At 71.5% G+C, this 17,068-nt stretch carries 15 protein-coding genes; 7 read left to right on the forward strand and 8 right to left on the reverse strand.

Going from position 1 to position 17,068, the window contains the following annotated elements; all coding sequences use genetic code 11:
• Window positions 1-130: 130 nt before the first annotated feature.
• Both ACF08B_RS12860 and ACF08B_RS12865 read left to right on the forward strand, forming a co-directional pair.
• Window positions 131-586: a DUF485 domain-containing protein gene (locus tag ACF08B_RS12860; RefSeq protein WP_392317364.1), complete on the forward strand. Its 456-nt coding sequence runs from the start codon at window positions 131-133 to the stop codon at window positions 584-586.
• Window positions 583-2,175 (forward strand): cation acetate symporter, encoded by a 1,593-nt coding sequence (locus ACF08B_RS12865; protein WP_392317365.1) that lies wholly within the window; start codon window positions 583-585, stop codon window positions 2,173-2,175. The genes ACF08B_RS12860 and ACF08B_RS12865 overlap by 4 nt, the downstream gene beginning before the upstream one ends.
• Window positions 2,176-2,207: 32 nt before the next feature.
• Here the strand turns inward: ACF08B_RS12865 and ACF08B_RS12870 are convergent, their stop codons facing one another.
• Window positions 2,208-2,900 carry a response regulator gene (locus tag ACF08B_RS12870; protein WP_392317366.1) on the reverse strand — a complete coding sequence of 231 codons (693 nt, stop codon included), beginning with the start codon at window positions 2,898-2,900 and terminating at the stop codon, window positions 2,208-2,210.
• Between the two features lie 158 nt (window positions 2,901-3,058).
• On the opposite strand from ACF08B_RS12870, the gene ACF08B_RS12875 reads away from it, so the two are divergent.
• The 3 genes from ACF08B_RS12875 (at window position 3,059) to ACF08B_RS12885 (ending at window position 5,862) form a co-directional block, all read left to right on the forward strand.
• On the forward strand, window positions 3,059-3,874 hold the full coding sequence (locus ACF08B_RS12875; protein ID WP_392317367.1) for an ABC transporter ATP-binding protein: 816 nt from the start codon (window positions 3,059-3,061) through the stop codon (window positions 3,872-3,874).
• Complete coding sequence (locus tag ACF08B_RS12880; protein ID WP_392317368.1) at window positions 3,864-4,727, forward strand: ABC transporter permease; 864 nt, start codon at window positions 3,864-3,866, stop codon at window positions 4,725-4,727. Before ACF08B_RS12875 ends, ACF08B_RS12880 begins: the two co-directional genes overlap by 11 nt.
• A gap of 76 nt (window positions 4,728-4,803) precedes the next feature.
• Window positions 4,804-5,862, forward strand: a complete 1,059-nt coding sequence (locus ACF08B_RS12885) for an ABC transporter substrate-binding protein (protein ID WP_392317369.1) — start codon at window positions 4,804-4,806, stop codon at window positions 5,860-5,862.
• Window positions 5,863-5,888: 26 nt separating this feature from the next.
• Here ACF08B_RS12885 and ACF08B_RS12890 read toward each other — a convergent pair whose 3' ends face one another.
• The 4 genes from ACF08B_RS12890 to ACF08B_RS12905 form a co-directional block, all read right to left on the reverse strand.
• The gene (locus tag ACF08B_RS12890) at window positions 5,889-6,569 is read right to left on the reverse strand and encodes a response regulator (RefSeq protein ID WP_093474093.1); all 681 of its coding nucleotides are present in this window, start codon (window positions 6,567-6,569) and stop codon (window positions 5,889-5,891) included.
• Window positions 6,566-8,260, reverse strand: a complete 1,695-nt coding sequence (locus ACF08B_RS12895; protein WP_392317370.1) for an ATP-binding protein — start codon at window positions 8,258-8,260, stop codon at window positions 6,566-6,568. Before ACF08B_RS12895 ends, ACF08B_RS12890 begins: the two co-directional genes overlap by 4 nt.
• A gap of 107 nt (window positions 8,261-8,367) precedes the next feature.
• Window positions 8,368-9,309, reverse strand: a complete 942-nt coding sequence (locus tag ACF08B_RS12900) for a sucrase ferredoxin (RefSeq protein WP_392317371.1) — start codon at window positions 9,307-9,309, stop codon at window positions 8,368-8,370.
• A 54-nt stretch (window positions 9,310-9,363) separates the two neighbouring features.
• Window positions 9,364-10,632 (reverse strand): citrate synthase, encoded by a 1,269-nt coding sequence (locus ACF08B_RS12905; RefSeq protein ID WP_392317372.1) that lies wholly within the window; start codon window positions 10,630-10,632, stop codon window positions 9,364-9,366.
• A gap of 113 nt (window positions 10,633-10,745) precedes the next feature.
• Between ACF08B_RS12905 and ACF08B_RS12910 the strand changes: the two genes are divergently transcribed.
• The gene (locus tag ACF08B_RS12910) at window positions 10,746-11,912 is read left to right on the forward strand and encodes a citrate synthase (RefSeq protein WP_392317373.1); all 1,167 of its coding nucleotides are present in this window, start codon (window positions 10,746-10,748) and stop codon (window positions 11,910-11,912) included.
• 62 nt (window positions 11,913-11,974) lie between these two features.
• Here the strand turns inward: ACF08B_RS12910 and ACF08B_RS12915 are convergent, their stop codons facing one another.
• On the reverse strand, window positions 11,975-12,211 hold the full coding sequence (locus ACF08B_RS12915) for a hypothetical protein (protein WP_093474086.1): 237 nt from the start codon (window positions 12,209-12,211) through the stop codon (window positions 11,975-11,977).
• A 322-nt stretch (window positions 12,212-12,533) separates the two neighbouring features.
• Window positions 12,534-13,118, reverse strand: coding sequence for a DUF6082 family protein (locus ACF08B_RS12920; RefSeq protein ID WP_392317374.1), 585 nt, complete (start codon window positions 13,116-13,118; stop codon window positions 12,534-12,536).
• Between the two features lie 361 nt (window positions 13,119-13,479).
• Here ACF08B_RS12920 and ACF08B_RS12925 point away from each other — a divergent pair, with 361 nt between their 5' ends.
• The gene (locus tag ACF08B_RS12925) at window positions 13,480-14,580 is read left to right on the forward strand and encodes a CobW family GTP-binding protein (RefSeq protein ID WP_392317375.1); all 1,101 of its coding nucleotides are present in this window, start codon (window positions 13,480-13,482) and stop codon (window positions 14,578-14,580) included.
• Here ACF08B_RS12925 and ACF08B_RS12930 read toward each other — a convergent pair.
• Window positions 14,577-17,036, reverse strand: coding sequence for a DNA topoisomerase (ATP-hydrolyzing) subunit A (locus tag ACF08B_RS12930; RefSeq protein WP_392317376.1), 2,460 nt, complete (start codon window positions 17,034-17,036; stop codon window positions 14,577-14,579). The genes ACF08B_RS12925 and ACF08B_RS12930 overlap by 4 nt on opposite strands.
• Between the last annotated feature and the right edge of the window lie 32 nt (window positions 17,037-17,068).

Below are 17,068 nucleotides of genomic sequence, written 5' to 3' on the forward strand. Positions count from 1 at the left end.
AGGGTCGGGGATGTTCCCGATCTGTCCATCCTTGGGCATGCAGTCAAGCAACGGTCGTTCCCGCGGAGCAGGGGACGGTCCCGAGAGCCCGGCCGAGCACGGGGAAGACCACGGAGCGCCCGCACGCGACGTGAGGTACGAAGATCCCTGGTACGACGCGCTGGCGTCCGGCTGGGGTGAACTGGACGGCCCGGGCATGCCGGGGCCGGCCGTGCCGTCGGCTCGGGGCGAGCAGAGCGCTTCGGCGCTGCGGGCAGGCGACGTGTACGTCGAGGTGCAGGGCAGTGCGGCCTTCCAGGAGGTGCGCGGAAGGTACCGGCGGTTCGTGGTGCCGGGCGTGGTCGCCTTCCTGGTCTGGTACGTGGCGTACGTGGTCGCGGCGACGGCCGCGCCCGGACTCATGGCCCGGCCCGTGGTGGGGGCGGTGAACGTGGGCATGCTCGCGGGGCTCGGGCAGTTCCTCACCACGTTCCTGCTCACGTGGGCCTACGCGCGGCACGCGCGGCTGCGTCGGGACCGGGCGGCGCTGGAGCTGCGCTGGGACACCCAGGAGCTGGCGCGCGGTGTGCGGGGAGGTGCCTCGTGACCGGAGGCCATCAGACGCTGGCGCTGATGCTGTTCAGCGGTTTCGTGGCCGTCACCCTCGGGATCACGACGTGGGTGAGCCGCAGGCGGCAGGGTTCGGCGGAGGAGTTCTACGCCGGTGGGCGGCTGTTCTCCCCGATGGAGAATGGTTTTGCCGTCGCGGGCGACTACATGTCGGCGGCCTCCTTCCTCGGGGTGACGGGGCTCATCGCGCTGTACGGCTACGACGGGCTGCTGTACGTCGTGGGCTTCCTCGTGGCGTGGCTGGTCGTGCTGTTCCTGGTGGCCGAACTGGTGCGAAACTGCGGGCGGTTCACGCTGGCCGACGTGGTTGCCGCACGGATGCGTGAACGCCCCGTGCGGATCGCGGCGGGAACTTCCTCGGTCGCGGTGTCCGTCATGTATCTGGTGGCGCAAATGGTCGGCGCGGGCAGCCTGGTGGCGCTGCTGCTGGGCCGGACGAGCGGTGCGGCCCAGTCCTGGACGGTCATCGGGGTCGGGGCGCTCATGGTGGTCTACGTGACGCTGGGAGGAATGCGGGCCACCACCTGGATCCAGATCGTGAAGGCGGTCCTGCTGCTCAGCGGGACGGTCGTGCTGACCGTCCTCGTCCTGCTGCGCTTCCACGGCGACTTCGACCGGCTGCTGGTCATGGCGGCCGAGCGCAGCGGTGAGGGGAAGGCGTTCCTCGCGCCGGGTCTCAAGTACGGCGGGAGCTGGACCGCCCGGCTGGACTTCATCAGCCTCGGGCTGGCGCTGGTGCTGGGGACGGCAGGCCTGCCGCACATCCTGTCCCGCTTCTACACCGTCCCCACCGCCCGGGCCGCGCGGCGCTCGACGGTGTGGTCCATCGGTCTGATCGGCGGCTTCTACCTGATGACGATCGTCCTCGGGTTCGGTGCGGCGGCCGTCGTGGGACCGGAGGCCCTGCGGAGTTCGAACGCGGCCGGGAACACCGCGATGCCCCTGCTCGCCCTCGACCTGGGCGGCGGCGCGGGTTCCACGGGGGGAACGGTTCTGTTCGCGGTCGTCGCCGCGGTCGCCTTCGCCACGATCCTCGCGGTCGTCGCCGGCATCACGCTGGCCTCGTCCGCCTCGGTGGCGCACGACCTGTACGCGTCGCTGCGGCGACGGCGCGGCAAGGCGTGCAGCGAGGTGGCGGTGGCCCGGTTCGCGGCGGTCGGCATCGGCGTCGTCGCGATCGCGCTCGGACTGCTGGCGCGCGATCTGAACGTCGCCTTCCTGGTCGGGCTCGCCTTCGCGGTCGCCGCGTCGGCCAACCTGCCGGTGCTGCTGTACTCCCTTTTCTGGCGACACTTCACCACACGCGGTGCGGTGTGGTCGGTCTACGGCGGGCTGCTCCCTGCGCTCGGGCTCGTGCTGCTCTCCCCGGTGGTGTCCGGCAGCCCCGGCTCGCTGTTCCCAGGCGTGGACTTCCAGTACTTCCCGTTGCAGAACCCGGGGATCGTCTCCATCCCGCTCGGGTTCCTGGCCGGCTGGCTGGGCACGGTCACCTCGGACGAGGTCGCGGACGAGGCCAAGTACGCCGAGACCGAGGTCCGGTCGCTGACCGGCGCCGGAGCCGTGTAGAGCGGCGTCCGGCCACGCGGGACGAGGGAGGGCTAGGGCGCCACCCAGGCGTACCGGTGCTCCGGCCGGCCGGTGTCGCCGTACTTGAGGGAGAGGCGCAGGCGGCCCGCCTGTTCCAGGTGGCGGAGGTAGCGCTGCGCCGTGGACCGGCTAAGGCCCGTGCGGGCGGCCACCTCGTGGGCCGACAACGGATGCTCGGAGTGGTGCAGGACACCGCAGATCAGGTCCGTCGTGGGTTCCGAGTGGCCGCTGGGCAGGCCCGGTGCGGACGGGGCGGGGGCCGTCCGCAGGGCGCCGAAGATCCGGTCGACCTGTTCCTGGCCCGTCAGGCCCCGGCCGCCCACCCGGTCGACGGTGCGGCGCAGCGCGGCGTAGGAGTCGAGCCGGGAGCGCAGGGCGGCGAAGGTGAACGGTTTGACCAGGTAGTGCAGGGCGCCGAGACGCATCGCCTGCTGGACGGTCGTCACGTCACTGGCCGCGGTGATCATGATGACGTCGGTGCCGTGGCCCTGCTCCCGCATGGAATGGACCAGTTCGAGGCCGGTCCGGTCCGGCAGGTAGTGGTCGAGCAGGACCAGGTCGATGCCGCCGCGTTCGACGGCGGTAAGGGCCTGGGCGGCGCTGTGCGCGCGGGCGGCCACCCGGAACCCGGGAACCTTTCCCACGTACTTCGCGTTTATCTCGGCGACGCGGAAGTCGTCGTCGACCACCAGGACGTCAATCATCAGGCCTTCCCTTCGAGGCCGGCGAGCGTTAAGCCCGTGTTTCGGCTCCGCAGTTCTAACGCGAGCAAAACGAGCACAACAGGTCCTTGCGAGCAAAAGAACGGCTTGTGCTCACAAGACTGCTGCTGTGGCAGGGGCCACACCTACCGTCCCGGGCCATGAGCGCACACACCAGCCCCGCCATCGAGCTGCGGGGCGCGAGCAAGACCTTCAGGACCCCGTCAGGGGGACTGCACACGGCCGTGCGCGGCCTGGACCTCACCGTGGAGCGCGGCGAGTTCGTGGCCGTCGTAGGACCGACCGGTTGCGGCAAGTCCACCACGCTGACCCTGGTCAGCGGCCTGGAGGAGCCCTCCGAGGGCGAGGTGCTGGTGGCCGGTGAGCCGGTCGAGGGCGTCGGCGACAAGGTCGGTTTCGTCTTCCAGCAGGACGCCACCTTCCCCTGGCGCACGGTGCTGTCGAACGTCATGGCGGGCCCCCGGTTCCGGGGCGTGCCCAAGGCCGAGGCCAAGGAGAAGGCCCGCGAGTGGCTGGCCCGCGTCGGGCTCGCCGCCTTCGAGGACCGCTACCCGCACCAGCTCTCCGGGGGTCAGCGCAAGCGTGTCGCCCTCGCCGCCACCTTCGTCAACGACCCCGAGATCCTGCTGATGGACGAGCCGTTCTCCGCGCTCGACGTGCAGACCCGGGCGCTGATGTCGGACGAGCTGCTGGAGCTGTGGGAGGGCACCGGCGCCTCCGTCGTCTTCGTCACCCACGACCTGGAGGAGTCCATCGCGCTGGCCGACAGGGTCGTCGTGATGACCGCCGGCCCCGCGACCGTCAAGCATGTCTTCAAGATCGATCTTCCCCGGCCGCGCAAGGTCGAGTCGGTGCGTCTGGAACCGCGGTTCATCGAGATCTACCGCGAGATCTGGGAGTCCCTGGGCGAAGAGGTCCGCATCACCCGCGAGAGGGGTGCCGCTCATGTCGCCTGAGGTTCTCAGCACCCCGGTCGTCGACACGGCCAAGACTCCCGATCGCGCCCGCACCCGCGCCCAGGCGGCCCGCCGCCGCAAGGTCCTGGTGAACGCCGCGCGCGTGCTGCTCCTGGTGGTCGTCCTCGGTCTGTGGGAGGTGCTCTCCCGCGCCGAGGTCATCGATCCGTTCAACTTCTCGATGCCCTCGAAGATCTGGGACCAGATCTGGACCTGGATGACGCACGGTACGGCGCTCGGCTCTCTGGGCGAGCAGATCTGGTACACGCTCTACGAGGCGCTGCTCGGCTGGGGCATCGGCGTGGTCGCGGGTGTGCTCCTCGGTATCGCGCTCGGGCGGATCAGGTTGCTCGCCGAGGTGCTTGGTCCGTACATCAAGGTGCTCAACTCGATCCCCAGGATCGTCCTTGCGCCCATCTTCCTGATCTGGTTCGGGCTCGGGCCGTCCTCCAAGGTCGCCTCGGCCGTGGTGCTCGTGTTCTTCCCCGTCTTCTTCAACGCCTTCCAGGGGGCCCGCGAGGTGGACCGGAACCTGGTCGCCAACGCCCGCATCCTGGGCGCGAGCGACCGCCGGGTGACGCTTCAGGTGGTCATCCCGTCCGCCACCTCCTGGATCTTCACCAGCCTCCACGTCAGCTTCGGCTTCGCGCTCATCGGCGCCATCGTCGGCGAGTACATCGGCGCGACCAAGGGCATCGGTCTGCTCGTCGCGCAGTCGCAGAACACCTTCAACGCCGCCGGTGTCTATGCCGCGATGGTCATCCTCGCGGTCGTCGCCCTCGTCGCCGAAGGGCTGCTGACCTTCGCCGAGCGCCGCATCTTCCGCTGGAAGCCGACCGGCTCCGACAGCTGAAGCCGGCCCTCCGTTCCCCTTCGCCGTTCCCCTTCTCCGTTCCCCGCTCCGCCCTCTCACAAGGACGTGAACCGCCATGCGCAAGACCGCCAGGTACGCCTCGCTGGCCGCCGCCGGACTGCTCGCCCTCTCGTCGCTCACCGCCTGCGCCAACGACGCGGCCAGTTCCACCGCCGACACCGGCAGCGGCGGAGGCGGCGGCAAGGGGGAGAGCGTCAAGATCATGGTCGGTGGCCTGGACAAGGTCATCTACATGCCGGCCATCCTCACCCAGCGTCTCGGCTACTTCCAGGCCGAGGGCCTGAACGTCCAGCTCCTCAGCGAGCCCGCCGGGGTCCAGGCCGAGACCGCGCTCGTCTCCGGTCAGGTGCAGGGGGCGGTCGGCTTCTACGACCACACCCTCGACCTCCAGGTGAAGGGCAAGTCCGTGGAATCGGTGGTGCAGTTCTCCCACGCACCGGGCGAGGTGGAGGTCGTGTCCCAGAATGCGGCGGGCGACATCACCTCCCCGAAGGACTTCAAGGGCCGCAAGCTGGGCGTGACCGGGCTCGGCTCCTCGACCGACTTCCTGACCAAGTACCTCGCGGTCAAGAACGGTGTGGACGTCAGCGAGTTCACGCCGGTCGCGGTGGGGGCCGGCCCGACGTTCATCGCGGCACTGCAGAAGGGCGCGATCGACGGCGGCATGACCACCGACCCGACCGTCGCGACGATCCTCGACAAGAAGGCGGGCAAGATCCTGCTCGACATGCGTACCCCCGAGGGTTCGCAGCAGGCGCTGGGCGGGCCGTACCCGTCGTCAAGTCTGTACATGCAGACGGACTGGGTGAACGGACACAAGGACACCGTCCAGAAGTTGGCCAATGCATTCGTCAAGACGCTCAAGTGGATGTCCACCCACAGCGCCGACGAGATCGCCGCCAAGATGCCCGCGGACTACTCCCAGGGCGACAAGGCGCTCTACGCACAGGCGATCAAGAGCACCCTGCCGATGTTCACCGACGACGGCGTGATGCCCCAGGGCGGCCCGGAGACCGTGGAGAAGGTCCTCAAGTCGTTCAACCCCAACATCAAGAACGCCAAGGTCGACCTGAGCAAGACGTACACCACCGAGTTCGTCGAGGCCGCCAAGTAGGGCCGGTCGCGCGAGAACAGGTCCGCTCAGCCGCGGGTCGCCCACACGTAACGGTGTTCCGGGCGGCCCGCGTCGCCGTACTTGAGGGTCAGCCGGGTCCGCCCCGTGCGCTCCAGGAGCTTCAGATAACGCTGGGCGGTCTGCCGGCTCACCCCCGTCCGCTCGGCGATCTCCTGGGCGGACAGCGGACCTTCGGCGTTCATCAGTGCCTGGCGCACCAGTTCGGCGGTCGTGGGCGAGTGCCCCTTGGGCAGCTCCGGCTCCGACGGCGCGGACAGGGCCCCGAAGATCCGGTCCACCTGGGCCTGTTCGGCCTCGCCCCCGCCGTCCAGGGTCCGCCGCAGCTCGGCGTACGCCTCCAGCTTGGCCCGCAGACCGGCGAAGGCGAACGGCTTCACCAGGTACTGCAGCGCCCCGTGCCGCATGGCCGCCTGCACGGTCGAGACGTCCCGCGCCGCGGTCACCATGATCACGTCGGTCTGATGGCCGCGCCGGCGCATCTCCCGTACGACCGCGAGCCCCGTGTCGTCGGGCAGATAGTGGTCCATCAGGACCAGGTCGAGCCGCGGCAGGGACTCCACCTGGCGCAGCGCCTCGGCCGCGTTGTGCGCCTCGCCGGCCACGTGGAACCCCGGAACCTTCTCGACGTAGGCGGCGTTGACCCGCGCCACCCGCGTGTCGTCGTCCACGACCAGGACCTCGATCATCGCGCCTCCTCCGGGCCTGCCGGAACGTCCGCGGGGACCGCACCCGCCTCGGTGGATCCGGTGAGGGCCGGTTCCAGCCCGGGCTCGGTCAGCGCCTCGGGCAGCACCACGGTGAACTCCGCGCCGCCGCCGTCCGCCGCGCCCACGGTCGCGCTCCCGCCCTGCCGTTCGGCGAGCCGGCGGACCAGGGGCAGCCCGATGCCCCGTTTGCCGTGCGCGGGCGGTTTCTTGGTGGTCCACCCGTCCGTGAAGACCAGCTCCCGCTGGCCCGCCGGGACGCCGGGGCCGGTGTCGCGCACCCGGAGGACGACCGTACGGCTCTCCGTGCGCAGTTCGACCTCCACGCGCGCGTGCGGGGTGCCCGCGACCGCGTCGAGGGCGTTGTCCACGAGGTTGCCGACGACCGTGACCAGCCCGCGCGGGTCGATCAGCCGGTCCGGTACCCGGGTGTGCTCCGACACCCAGAGGGCGACCCCGCGTTCGGCCGCCACGGTGGCCTTGCCGACCAGCAGGGCGGCGAGCAAGGGGTCCTGGATCTTCTCGGTGACCTGCTCGGCGGTGACCCGGTGGTCGCCGACCACCTCGCCGACGAACTCCACCGCGTCGTCGTACATCTCCAGTTCCAGCAGCCCGAGCAGGGTGTGCATGCGGTTGGCGTGTTCGTGGTCCTGGGCGCGCAGCGCGTCGATCAGCCCGCGCGTGGAGTCCAGTTCCCGACCCAGCTGCTCGAGTTCCGTACGGTCGCGCAGGGTGGCCACCGCACCGCCGTCGTCGGTGGGCATCCGGTTGGCGACCAGGACGCGCTGTCCGCGCACGGTGAGCAGATCCGTGCCGCTCACGCGGCCGGCCAGGACGTCCGTCGTGCGGCCCGCGCCCAGCGCCTCGTCGGGCATCCGCCCGACCGCCTCGTCGCCGATGCCGAGCAGCCGTCGCGCCTCGTCGTTGAGCAGGCGGATACGGCCGCCGCGGTCGATGGCGACCACGCCCTCCCGGATGCCGTGCAGCATCGCCTCGCGCTCCGCGAGCAGCGCGGAGATGTCCGAGAAGGCGAGGTCCCGGGTCTGCCGCTGCACCCTGCGGGAGATCAACCAGGCGGCCAGCGCGCCCACCGCGAGGGCGCCGCCGGCGTACGCGAAGAGCCCCGGGATCGCGTTGATCAGCCGTGCCCGCACGCTGTCGTAGGCGATGCCCACGGAGACCGCCCCGACGATGTGGTGCCGGGCGTCGTACAGCGGCACCTTGCCGCGCGCGGAGCGTCCGAGCGTGCCCTTGTCGATCTCCATGACCTCGTGGCCGGACAGGGCCGCCCTGGGACTGGTGGAGACGTGCCGGCCGATCTCGGAGGGCGTGGGGTGCGACCAGCGGACCTGGGTGAGGTCCAGCACCACGATGTACTCCGCGTGCGTGGCCTTCCGGATGCGTTCGGCCTCCCGCTGCACGGGGCCGTCCCGGGTGGGCGGGGTGGTGCGGATCCCCTCGGCGATCTGCGGGTCCTGGGCGGTGGTCTCGGCGATGGCCAGCGCGCGCCGCATCGCCTCCTGGTCCAGCTGTTTGCTCAGGGGCGCCAGGAACAGGCCGGTCGCGAGCACCGCGACCCCCGCGGCGATCGCCACCTGCATCAGCAGCACCTGCGAGAACACCCGCCGGGGCAGACCGAGGCGCAGACGGCGTACGGGGGGAGTGGGGCTCATACCCACGACGGTACGTGGCGGGGTCCGGCGCTCCCCAGGGGGTGTGGCCGGGATCTCCCGACCGGTCCTCGAACGAAGCGCCGACCGGGTCCGGAGGACGTGTCCGGTCAGCTCGCCAGAGCCGTCGGGCGTACTTCGCGCAGGGCCACCACGTCCATCCGGGCGGGCGTCCCGAGCACGGAAGCGTCGCAGCTCTCCGGGCGCGGCGGCAGGGACGCCCCCTGCGCCACGGTGACCCGCCAGCGGCGCCCGTCGGCGTGCGCGACGGTGATCTCCCAGCGCGGGGCCGCACCGTCGGTCCGTAGGACGCTCAGCACGTCGGTCCGGTACTCCCGCGCGGCCGACCGGACGGCCAGCTCGGCCGCCTGACCGGGCCGCTCCCAGGCGGAGCAGCCACGGCACCCCTCGACCACCACACGCCCCTCCTGTGCCCCGTGCAGGGCCTCCTTGACGGTGTGGGCCTCGGCGCGGCCGTAGGCGTAGCCGTACGGCAGCACCAGCACCGTCGGCGAGAAGCGATGTCCACCCAGATGGGTGACCTCCCAGACGCCGTGCACTCCGGAGGCGTCCAGTTCGGCGGCGAGGGGACGGCCCAGGAGGGCGCAGCAGCGGTCGCGCTTGCCGTTGGTGCACACGAGGGCGAGCGGGTCGCCGCGGTGCGGGCGTCCGCCGAGCGCCGTGCCGAAGGAACGGGGGTCGCCCGCCCCCAGGGCGGCGAGGTCGAGGTCGAGCAGCCGCCGCGGATCGCGGGTGGTGGCGGCGTGCAGCCACACGCGGCCCGGGACGGTGTGGGCGGCGTAGACCTGCCGGATCTGCGGGGTGCCGGGGTCCGCGTGCCGTCCGGGGCGCCGGATGAGGGCGACGCGGACGCCGGTGCCCTCGGCGGCGGCCTCCAGGGCGCGGCCGAGGGCGGGGTCCAGGTGGCTCGAAGTGAGCGCCTTGGCACCCCACGGCCCGGACTGCTCCAGCAGCAGCCACGTCCTCGCCGTGGCCGCCGTGCCGGGAACGGGCTCTTCGAGACTCCGGGAGACGGTCGCGCACCTACTCACAGAGGTGAGCCTAACCTGACTTCGCGCAGGGCGACTTCCGGCCGGGCCCGTGTCCTACGCCGGCGGGGGCTGCGGCGGTCGCGGACCGACGTAGTGACCGCTCGGGCGCATGCGCAGCGGGCGCTCGCCGTACTCCTCCAGGGCGTGGGCGATCCAGCCCGCGGTCCGGGCGACGGCGAAGATCGTCTCACCGGCCGTGGCGGGCATGCCGTGCGAGGCCGTGAACACCGCGAGCGCCAGGTCGACGTTGGCGTGCAGAGGTGTGTGGCGGGCGGTCGTGGCGACGACGTCGCGGGCTGCGAGCAGGGCGGGCTCCGCGTCCGGGACCCGCTCCAGGAGGCCGAAGAGCACGCGCGCGCGGGGGTCCTCGCCCGCGTACAGCCGGTGGCCGAGCCCGGGGATGCGGCGGCCGGCGCGCAGCTCGTCCGCGATGACCGGGACCGCGGTGCCCTGGTCGAGGACGTCGAGCAGCAGCCGGTGGGCCAGGCCGCTGGCGGCGCCGTGCAGGGGGCCCTCCAGGACGCCGAGCCCGGCCGAGACGGCCGCGTAGGCGTGCGCGCGGGCCGAGGCGGCGACCCGGACGGCGAGCGTGGACGCGGCCAGGTCGTGGTCGGCCAGCAGGGCGAGCGCGGTGTCCAGGACGCGCAGGGACGCCTCGTCGGCGGGCCGGCCGGTCAGCCGGGCCCACAGGCGCCGCGCCAGCGGGCCCTCGTCCCGGTGATCGTGCCGGACCGGCGGCAGTGCGTCGACGAGCGTGGGGATGAGGACCCGGGCCGTGTTCAGCACGGACTCCTCGGAGAGGTCGAAGCGCAGCGGGTCCTCCGCGGCCGCGGCGATCGCCGCCACGCGCAGCCGGTCGACGGGGGAGGCGTGTTCGGACAGGGCGTCCACGGCCCGGCGGGCGACGTCGACGGTGGCGGCGGGCGCCGTGAAGGTCACGCCCGGGGCGGGCCGGCCCGTCCACAGCCATTCCGCGACCTCTTCGTAGGAGTGGCGGGCGGCCAGCTCCGTGGCGTCGACACCGCGGAAGTAGTACCGGTCCCGCTCGATCAGGGTGATGCGGGTACGGACCGACAGGTCGCCGCCCGTGCCCGGAGTCCCGGCCGCCTCGCGCCGGTTGCGCCGGGCGAGGGCCTCGACCTCCTTGGCCTCGAAGGTGCTGGCGCGGCCGCCGGGTTCGCGGCGGCTGCTGAGCAGGCCGCGGCTCACGTACGCGTACACCGTCTCGGGCTTCACGCCGAGCAGTTCGGCGGTCTCCTTGGTGGTCAGGCGTCCGGCCGGCCTGCCGGCGGGGAGGTGGGGAGCGGGTTCCTGGTCGCGCATGGGGGTCACCGTAGTCGCCTCTGCACACATTGACGGCCATGCATTGATTGGATCAACGTTGACAGGAATCGAGTCAAGCATGGACAGTCGAATCAAGTCCAGGGAGGAGAATCATGACCATCAACAGGACCGCAACCCCGCTGGTCGACGCACCGCGCGGTCTCGCGGGCGTCGTCGTCACGGAGACCGAGGTCGGTGACGTACGGGGGCGGGAGGGCTTCTACCACTACCGCCAGTACTCGGCCGTCGACCTCGCGCGGACCCGCGGCTTCGAGGACGTCTGGCATCTCCTGGTCCACGGGACGCTCCCGGACGCCGAGCGCCGCGCCGCCTTCCTCGCCGAGACCGCGCGACTGCGCCGGGTGCCCGCGGAGGTCCGCGCCGCGCTTCCCGCGATCGCCGCGGCCGGCCGTGTCTCCGGTCCGCTGGCGGGGCTGCGCACGGCCCTGTCGCTGCTCGGAGCGGCGCGGGGGCTCCGGCCGGTCTACGACATCGACCCCGACCGGCGCCGGTCGGACACCCTGGCCGTCTGCGCGGTCGTGCCCACCCTGCTGACCGCGCTGCACCGGCTCGGCCAGGGACTCGATCCGGTCGAACCGCGCGAGGACCTCCCGTACGCGGCCAACTACCTGTACATGCTGACGGGTTCGGAGCCCGACCCGCACCGGGTGCGCGCGGTCGAGCAGTACCTGATCTCCACCATTGACCACGGATTCAACGCGTCGACGTTCACCGCGCGGGTCATCGCCTCCACCGGAGCCGATGTGGCGGCCTGCCTGACCGGTGCGGTGGGCGCGCTGTCGGGGCCGCTGCACGGAGGGGCGCCGAGCCGGGCCCTGGACACCCTGGACGCCATCGGCACACCGGAGCGCATCGACTCCTGGATCCGGGAGCGGGTGCTCGCGGGGGACCGGATCATGGGCTTCGGGCACGCCGTGTACCGCACGGAGGACCCCCGCTCGCGGATGCTCAGGGAGACGGCGCTCTCCTTCGGCGGCCCGCGGGTGGACTTCGCGGTCGAGGTGGAACGCCGGGTGGAGGCGATCCTGGCCGAACTCAAACCGGGCCGCGAACTGCACACGAACGTCGAGTTCTACGCCGGTGTGGTCATGGAGCTGTGCGGGCTGCCCCGCGAGATGTTCACCCCCACCTTCGCCGCGGCCCGCGTGGTCGGCTGGAGCGCCAACATCCTGGAACAGGCGACCGACCCCAAGATCATCCGCCCACTGGCCCGCTACGTGGGCCCGGAGCCGCAGCTCTCGGCCCCCGCGCCCCTCTGAGTCCGGTCCGGGCGCCCCGTGGTCGGGCCCGGTGCCGCCCCGGCACCGGGCCGACGGCCGTGCTAGGCGTCCGGGATGTCCGCCTTCGCGCGCAGGAGCGTGTCGCGGGTGATCACCACGATGCGCTCGTAGTCGGCGCGGGCCGCGTCGGAGGGGAGCTCGGCGTCGAGCTCCGCCGTGCGGTCCGTGCCGATCACGGCGAAGTCTCCGTTCTGCAGTTCGAAGATGTCCGGGCAGGTCTGCCCGGACACGCTCCCTCTTTCACGAGGTGACGCACCGATACGGCGCACGATCTTCACGCGGATCCCGGTCCTTGCTTGGGTCGGTCAGTGGCGGTCTGCGTGCCGGCCGCCGGCGACAGGGGTGGGTTCCGGGGGTGGCAACGACGTGTAGCCCGCCGGGTCGTCGGGGTACGCGCCACGGCAGGCGGGGGCCAACCTACCCGCGATGATCGTCGCTGGGGCGCGGAGCACGGTGTCCGAGTGAGTGAATCCGTCGCGCACGGCTCCCACGCGCACCGTGCGTGCCGTCCCGTGGCGTATCGCGCGCGGACGTGGTCCCCGTGGTGCGACGGCGTTCGGGGCACTGCTCGGGTCCTGTCGTCGTCCCTTCGACGGCCCGTCAGTCCCCGGGCCCTCCGTCGCCCACGACCCACCACTCGTCCGTGTCCGCATCGTCCAATTCGGCGAGCAGGTCATCCGTCATACGGCCGAGCTCCGCCTCCTCGGAGTCGTAGGGAAGACTCGCCCTGTGGTGCCGTGTGGCCTCCCAGTAGGCCCGCACGGTCGCGCTCTGGAACAGCACACGCACATGGCCGAGGAGCTCGCTGCGGTTCAGCAGGCCCACTCGGTAGCCGTGCAGCGCATGGACGTACAGGGTGTTGGCGAACAGGTACTGCTTCTGCTCCTGCGCCGGCAGGCTGCGTTCGAAGGCGTCCAGCACCGGCAGGAGATCCGGGTCGGCCACGGCGGTCAGCAGCAGATTGCGGTGATCGCGCTGGTACTCGACCCGGGCCGCGCGCCGGTCGGCTTCACGGCGCTGCTCCTCGGCGAGATCCAGTCGCCGCAGAAGTTCGGCATTGGCCCGCAGAAGCGTCTCCACGGTGCGGCGATACGCGAGGAGCGACGCCGTGGTGCCGGTGACCGACAGGACGAGAGCCGCCGTGACGGCGCTCAGCCCCCGGTTCCCCGTCCTCTGTGTGACCATGTCAACCCCCGATTCGGGCAGCCGTCCGTCGGTCGTCGGCACGCGGGTCGACGGGTGTGCGCAGTGGGTCGACAGCAGGGGACCGGCGAGCGGAGGGCGGCGCTTGCCGTCTCCCAGAGTGCCGAGCGGCTCTGATCGGCGGGAAGGCGGCCAGGAGGCGCACAGAGGGAAGCAGGGTCGCACACCTCGGTGCCCTGTCCAACGTCTGCCCCGCAAAGCGTGCTAACAATCGTTCACTTCGCCGCGTTTCTTCCCGCTCGTATCCTGGTCGCGCAGTCGATCCTCAGCCGTGCGCCGGACCGTGCGCCGGTGTGCGCGGCCGGGTGGGATCCGAGTGGAACCGTTGGAAAGAGGTCGCCCGTTGGGGAACAGTCAGGGCAACGCCCCCCGCCCGCAGCAGATTCCGGTCGTCGTACTCGCCGGCTTTCTCGGCTCCGGGAAGACCACCCTCCTCAACCATCTGCTGCACCGCAGCGGAGGCAGCCGTATCGGGGCGATCGTCAACGACTTCGGTGCCATCGAGATCGACGCCATGGCCGTCGCCGGAGCCCTCGGCGACTCCACCGTCTCACTCGGCAACGGCTGTCTGTGCTGCGCCGTCGACGCCGGTGAACTCGACGTCTACCTGGACCGGCTCGCCGCGCCCGGCGCCGGCATCGACGTCATCGTCGTCGAGGCCAGCGGGCTCGCCGAGCCGCAGGAACTGGTCCGGATGGTGCTCGCCAGCGAACACCCCGGGATCGTCTACGGCGGTCTCGTCGAGGTCGTCGACGCGGCCGAGTTCGACGGCACCCGCGCCGCACATCCCGAGATCGACCGGCACCTCGCCCTCGCCGACCTCGTCGTGGTCAACAAGCTCGACCGGGCGCCCGACGCCGACCGGATCCTCGGCCTCGTCCGCTCCCTCACCGACCGCGCCGCCGTCGTCCCCGCCACCTACGGCCGTATCGACCCCGAGTTCCTCTTCGACCGCCGGCCCGGCGAGGAGCGCATCGGGCAGCTGTCCTTCGACGACCTGCACGACCACGGCGCCGACGGCCACGAGGACCATCTGCACACGGGCTACGACAGCCTGTCCTTCGTCTCCGTCCCGCCCATGGACCCCCGCCGGCTGATGCGGTTCCTGGACAGCCGTCCGCAGGGGCTGTACCGCATCAAGGGGTACATCGACTTCGGGCCCTACGACACCCGCAACCGGTACGCCGTCCACGCCGTCGGCCGGTTCCTGCGCTTCCGTCCGGAGCCCTGGCCGTCCGCCGACGACCGCCTCACCCGGCTCGTGCTGATCGGCTCAGGCATCGACACCGGAGCCCTGGACAAGGAGCTGGAGGCGTGCGCGAACGACGCCCCGCACGCCGACGAGCAGGGCATGTGGGGCGTCCTGCGCTATGTGCCGGGCTCCGAGGAGGAGCCCGGCGACGAGCCGTACGCGGCCGGGAGGGACGAGCCGGACGAGGCCTAGAGCACCGGCCCGGCGGCCACCGCGACCGTCTTCGGCAGCGAGGTGCCCGAGCCGTCCCGGCGCGGGTCGGTCTCCGGCAGCGTGACCGGGGTGCCGTTCTTCTGCGCCGCGTGCGCCGGGGACGGGCCCGCCCAGCCGAACGACAGGCAGTCCTCGCCCTTCAGGAACCGCTGGCAGCGCACACCGCCGGTGGCCCGGCCCTTGCGCGGGTACTGGTCGAACGGCGTCAGCTTGGCCGTCGTCTGCACCGAGTCGTCCAGCGTGCCGCGCGAACCCGCCACCGTGAAGACGACCGCGTCGGCCGCCGGGTCGACCGCCGTGAACGAGATGACCTTGGCGCCCTCGGTGAGCTTGATGCCCGCCATACCGCCCGCCGGACGGCCCTGCGGGCGCACGATGGAGGCCTGGAACCGCAGCAGCTGCGCGTCGTCCGTGATGAACACCAGGTCCTCCTCGCCGGTGCGCAGCTCCACCGCGCCGACGATCCGGTCACCGTCCTTGAGCGTGATGACCTCCAACTCGTCCTTGTTGGACGGGTAGTCGGGCACCACACGCTTGACGACACCCTGCTCGGTGCCGAGCGCCAGGCCCGGGGACGACTCGTCGAGCGTGGTCAGGCAGACCACCGTCTCGTCGTCCTCCAGGGAGACGAACTCCGCCAGCGGCGCGCCTCCGGAGAGGTTGGGCGCGGCCCCCTGCTCGGGCAGCTGCGGGAGGTCGACCACGTTGATCCGCAGCAGACGGCCGGTCGAGGTCACCGCGCCGATCTCGCCCCGCGCGGTGGCCGGGACCGCCGAGACGATCACGTCGTGCTTGACGCGCTTCGCGCCGGCCGTCGCCGGGAACGGCTCGTCGGTCGCCGTACGGGCCAGCAGACCCGTCGAGGACAGCAGTACCCGGCACGGGTCGTCGGCGACCTGCAGCGGCACGGTCGCCGCCGGGGCGCCTCCGGCCTCCAGCAGGACCGTACGCCGGTCGGTGCCGAACTTCTTCGCCACCGCGGCCAGTTCGGCCGAGACCAGCTTGCGCAGTTCCGCGTCGGACTCCAGGATCCGGGTCAGCTCCTCGATCTCCGAGATGAGCCTGTCCTTCTCCGTCTCCAGCTCGATGCGGTCGAACTTGGTGAGCCGGCGCAGCGGCGTGTCGAGGATGTACTGCGTCTGGATCTCGCTCAGCGAGAAGCGCCGCATCAGGCGCTCCTTGGCCTGCGCGGAGTTCTCACTGGACCGGATGAGCCGGATGACCTCGTCGATGTCGACCAGCGCGGTCAGCAGGCCCTCGACCAGGTGGAGCCGGTCGCGCCGCTTGGTGCGGCGGAATTCGCTGCGGCGCCGGACCACGTCGAAGCGGTGGTCGAGGTAGACCTCCAGCAGCTCCTTCAGACCGAGGGTGAGCGGCTGGCCGTCGACCAGGGCGACGTTGTTGATGCCGAAGGACTCCTCCATCGGCGTCAGCTTGTAGAGCTGCTCCAGGATCGCCTCGGGCACGAAGCCGTTCTTGATCTCGATGACCAGGCGCAGGCCGTGCGCGCGGTCGGTGAGGTCCTTGACGTCGGCGATGCCCTGGACCTTCTTCGAGTTGACCAGGTCCTTGATCTTCGCGATGACCTTCTCGGGACCGACCGTGAACGGCAGCTCGGTGACGATCAGGCCCTTGCGGCGGGCGGTGACGGTCTCGATCGCCACCGTCGCGCGCATCTTGAAGGTGCCGCGGCCGGTCGCGTACGCGTCCCGGATGCCGTCCAGGCCCACGATCCGGCCGCCGGTGGGCAGGTCGGGGCCCGGGACGTGCTTCATCAGCGCGTCCAGGTCCGCGTTCGGGAACCGGATCAGATGGCGGGCGGCGGCGATGACCTCGCGCAGGTTGTGCGGCGCCATGTTCGTCGCCATGCCGACCGCGATGCCCGACGAGCCGTTGACCAGCAGGTTCGGGAAGGCGGCCGGCAGCGCCACCGGCTCCTGCTCCTGGCCGTCGTAGTTGGGCGCGAAGTCGACCGTGTCCTCGTCGATCGACTCGGTCATCAGGCTCGTCGCCTCGGCCTGGCGGCACTCGGTGTACCGCATGGCGGCCGGCGGGTCGTCGTTGCCCAGCGAGCCGAAGTTGCCGTGGCCGTCGACCAGCGGCACGCGCATGGAGAAGGGCTGCGCCATGCGGACCAGGGCGTCGTAGATCGACGCGTCGCCGTGCGGGTGCAGCTTGCCCATGACCTCGCCGACGACACGCGCGCACTTCACGTACGAGCGGTCGGGGCGCAGGCCCATCTCGTTCATCTGGTAGACGATCCGGCGGTGCACCGGCTTGAGTCCGTCACGGGCGTCCGGCAGGGCGCGCGAGTAGATGACCGAGTACGCGTACTCGAGGTAGGAGCCACGCATCTCGTCCACGACGTCGATGTCGAGGATCCTCTCCTCGAACGAATCGTCGGGCGGCGGGGTCTTCGTGCTGCGGCGGGCCATCGCTGCCGGCTCCTCCTGATCTGGTCGCTCAC

The organism is Streptomyces sp. NPDC015139 (genome assembly GCF_043079785.1).
Lineage (GTDB): Bacteria > Actinomycetota > Actinomycetes > Streptomycetales > Streptomycetaceae > Streptomyces > Streptomyces albidocamelliae.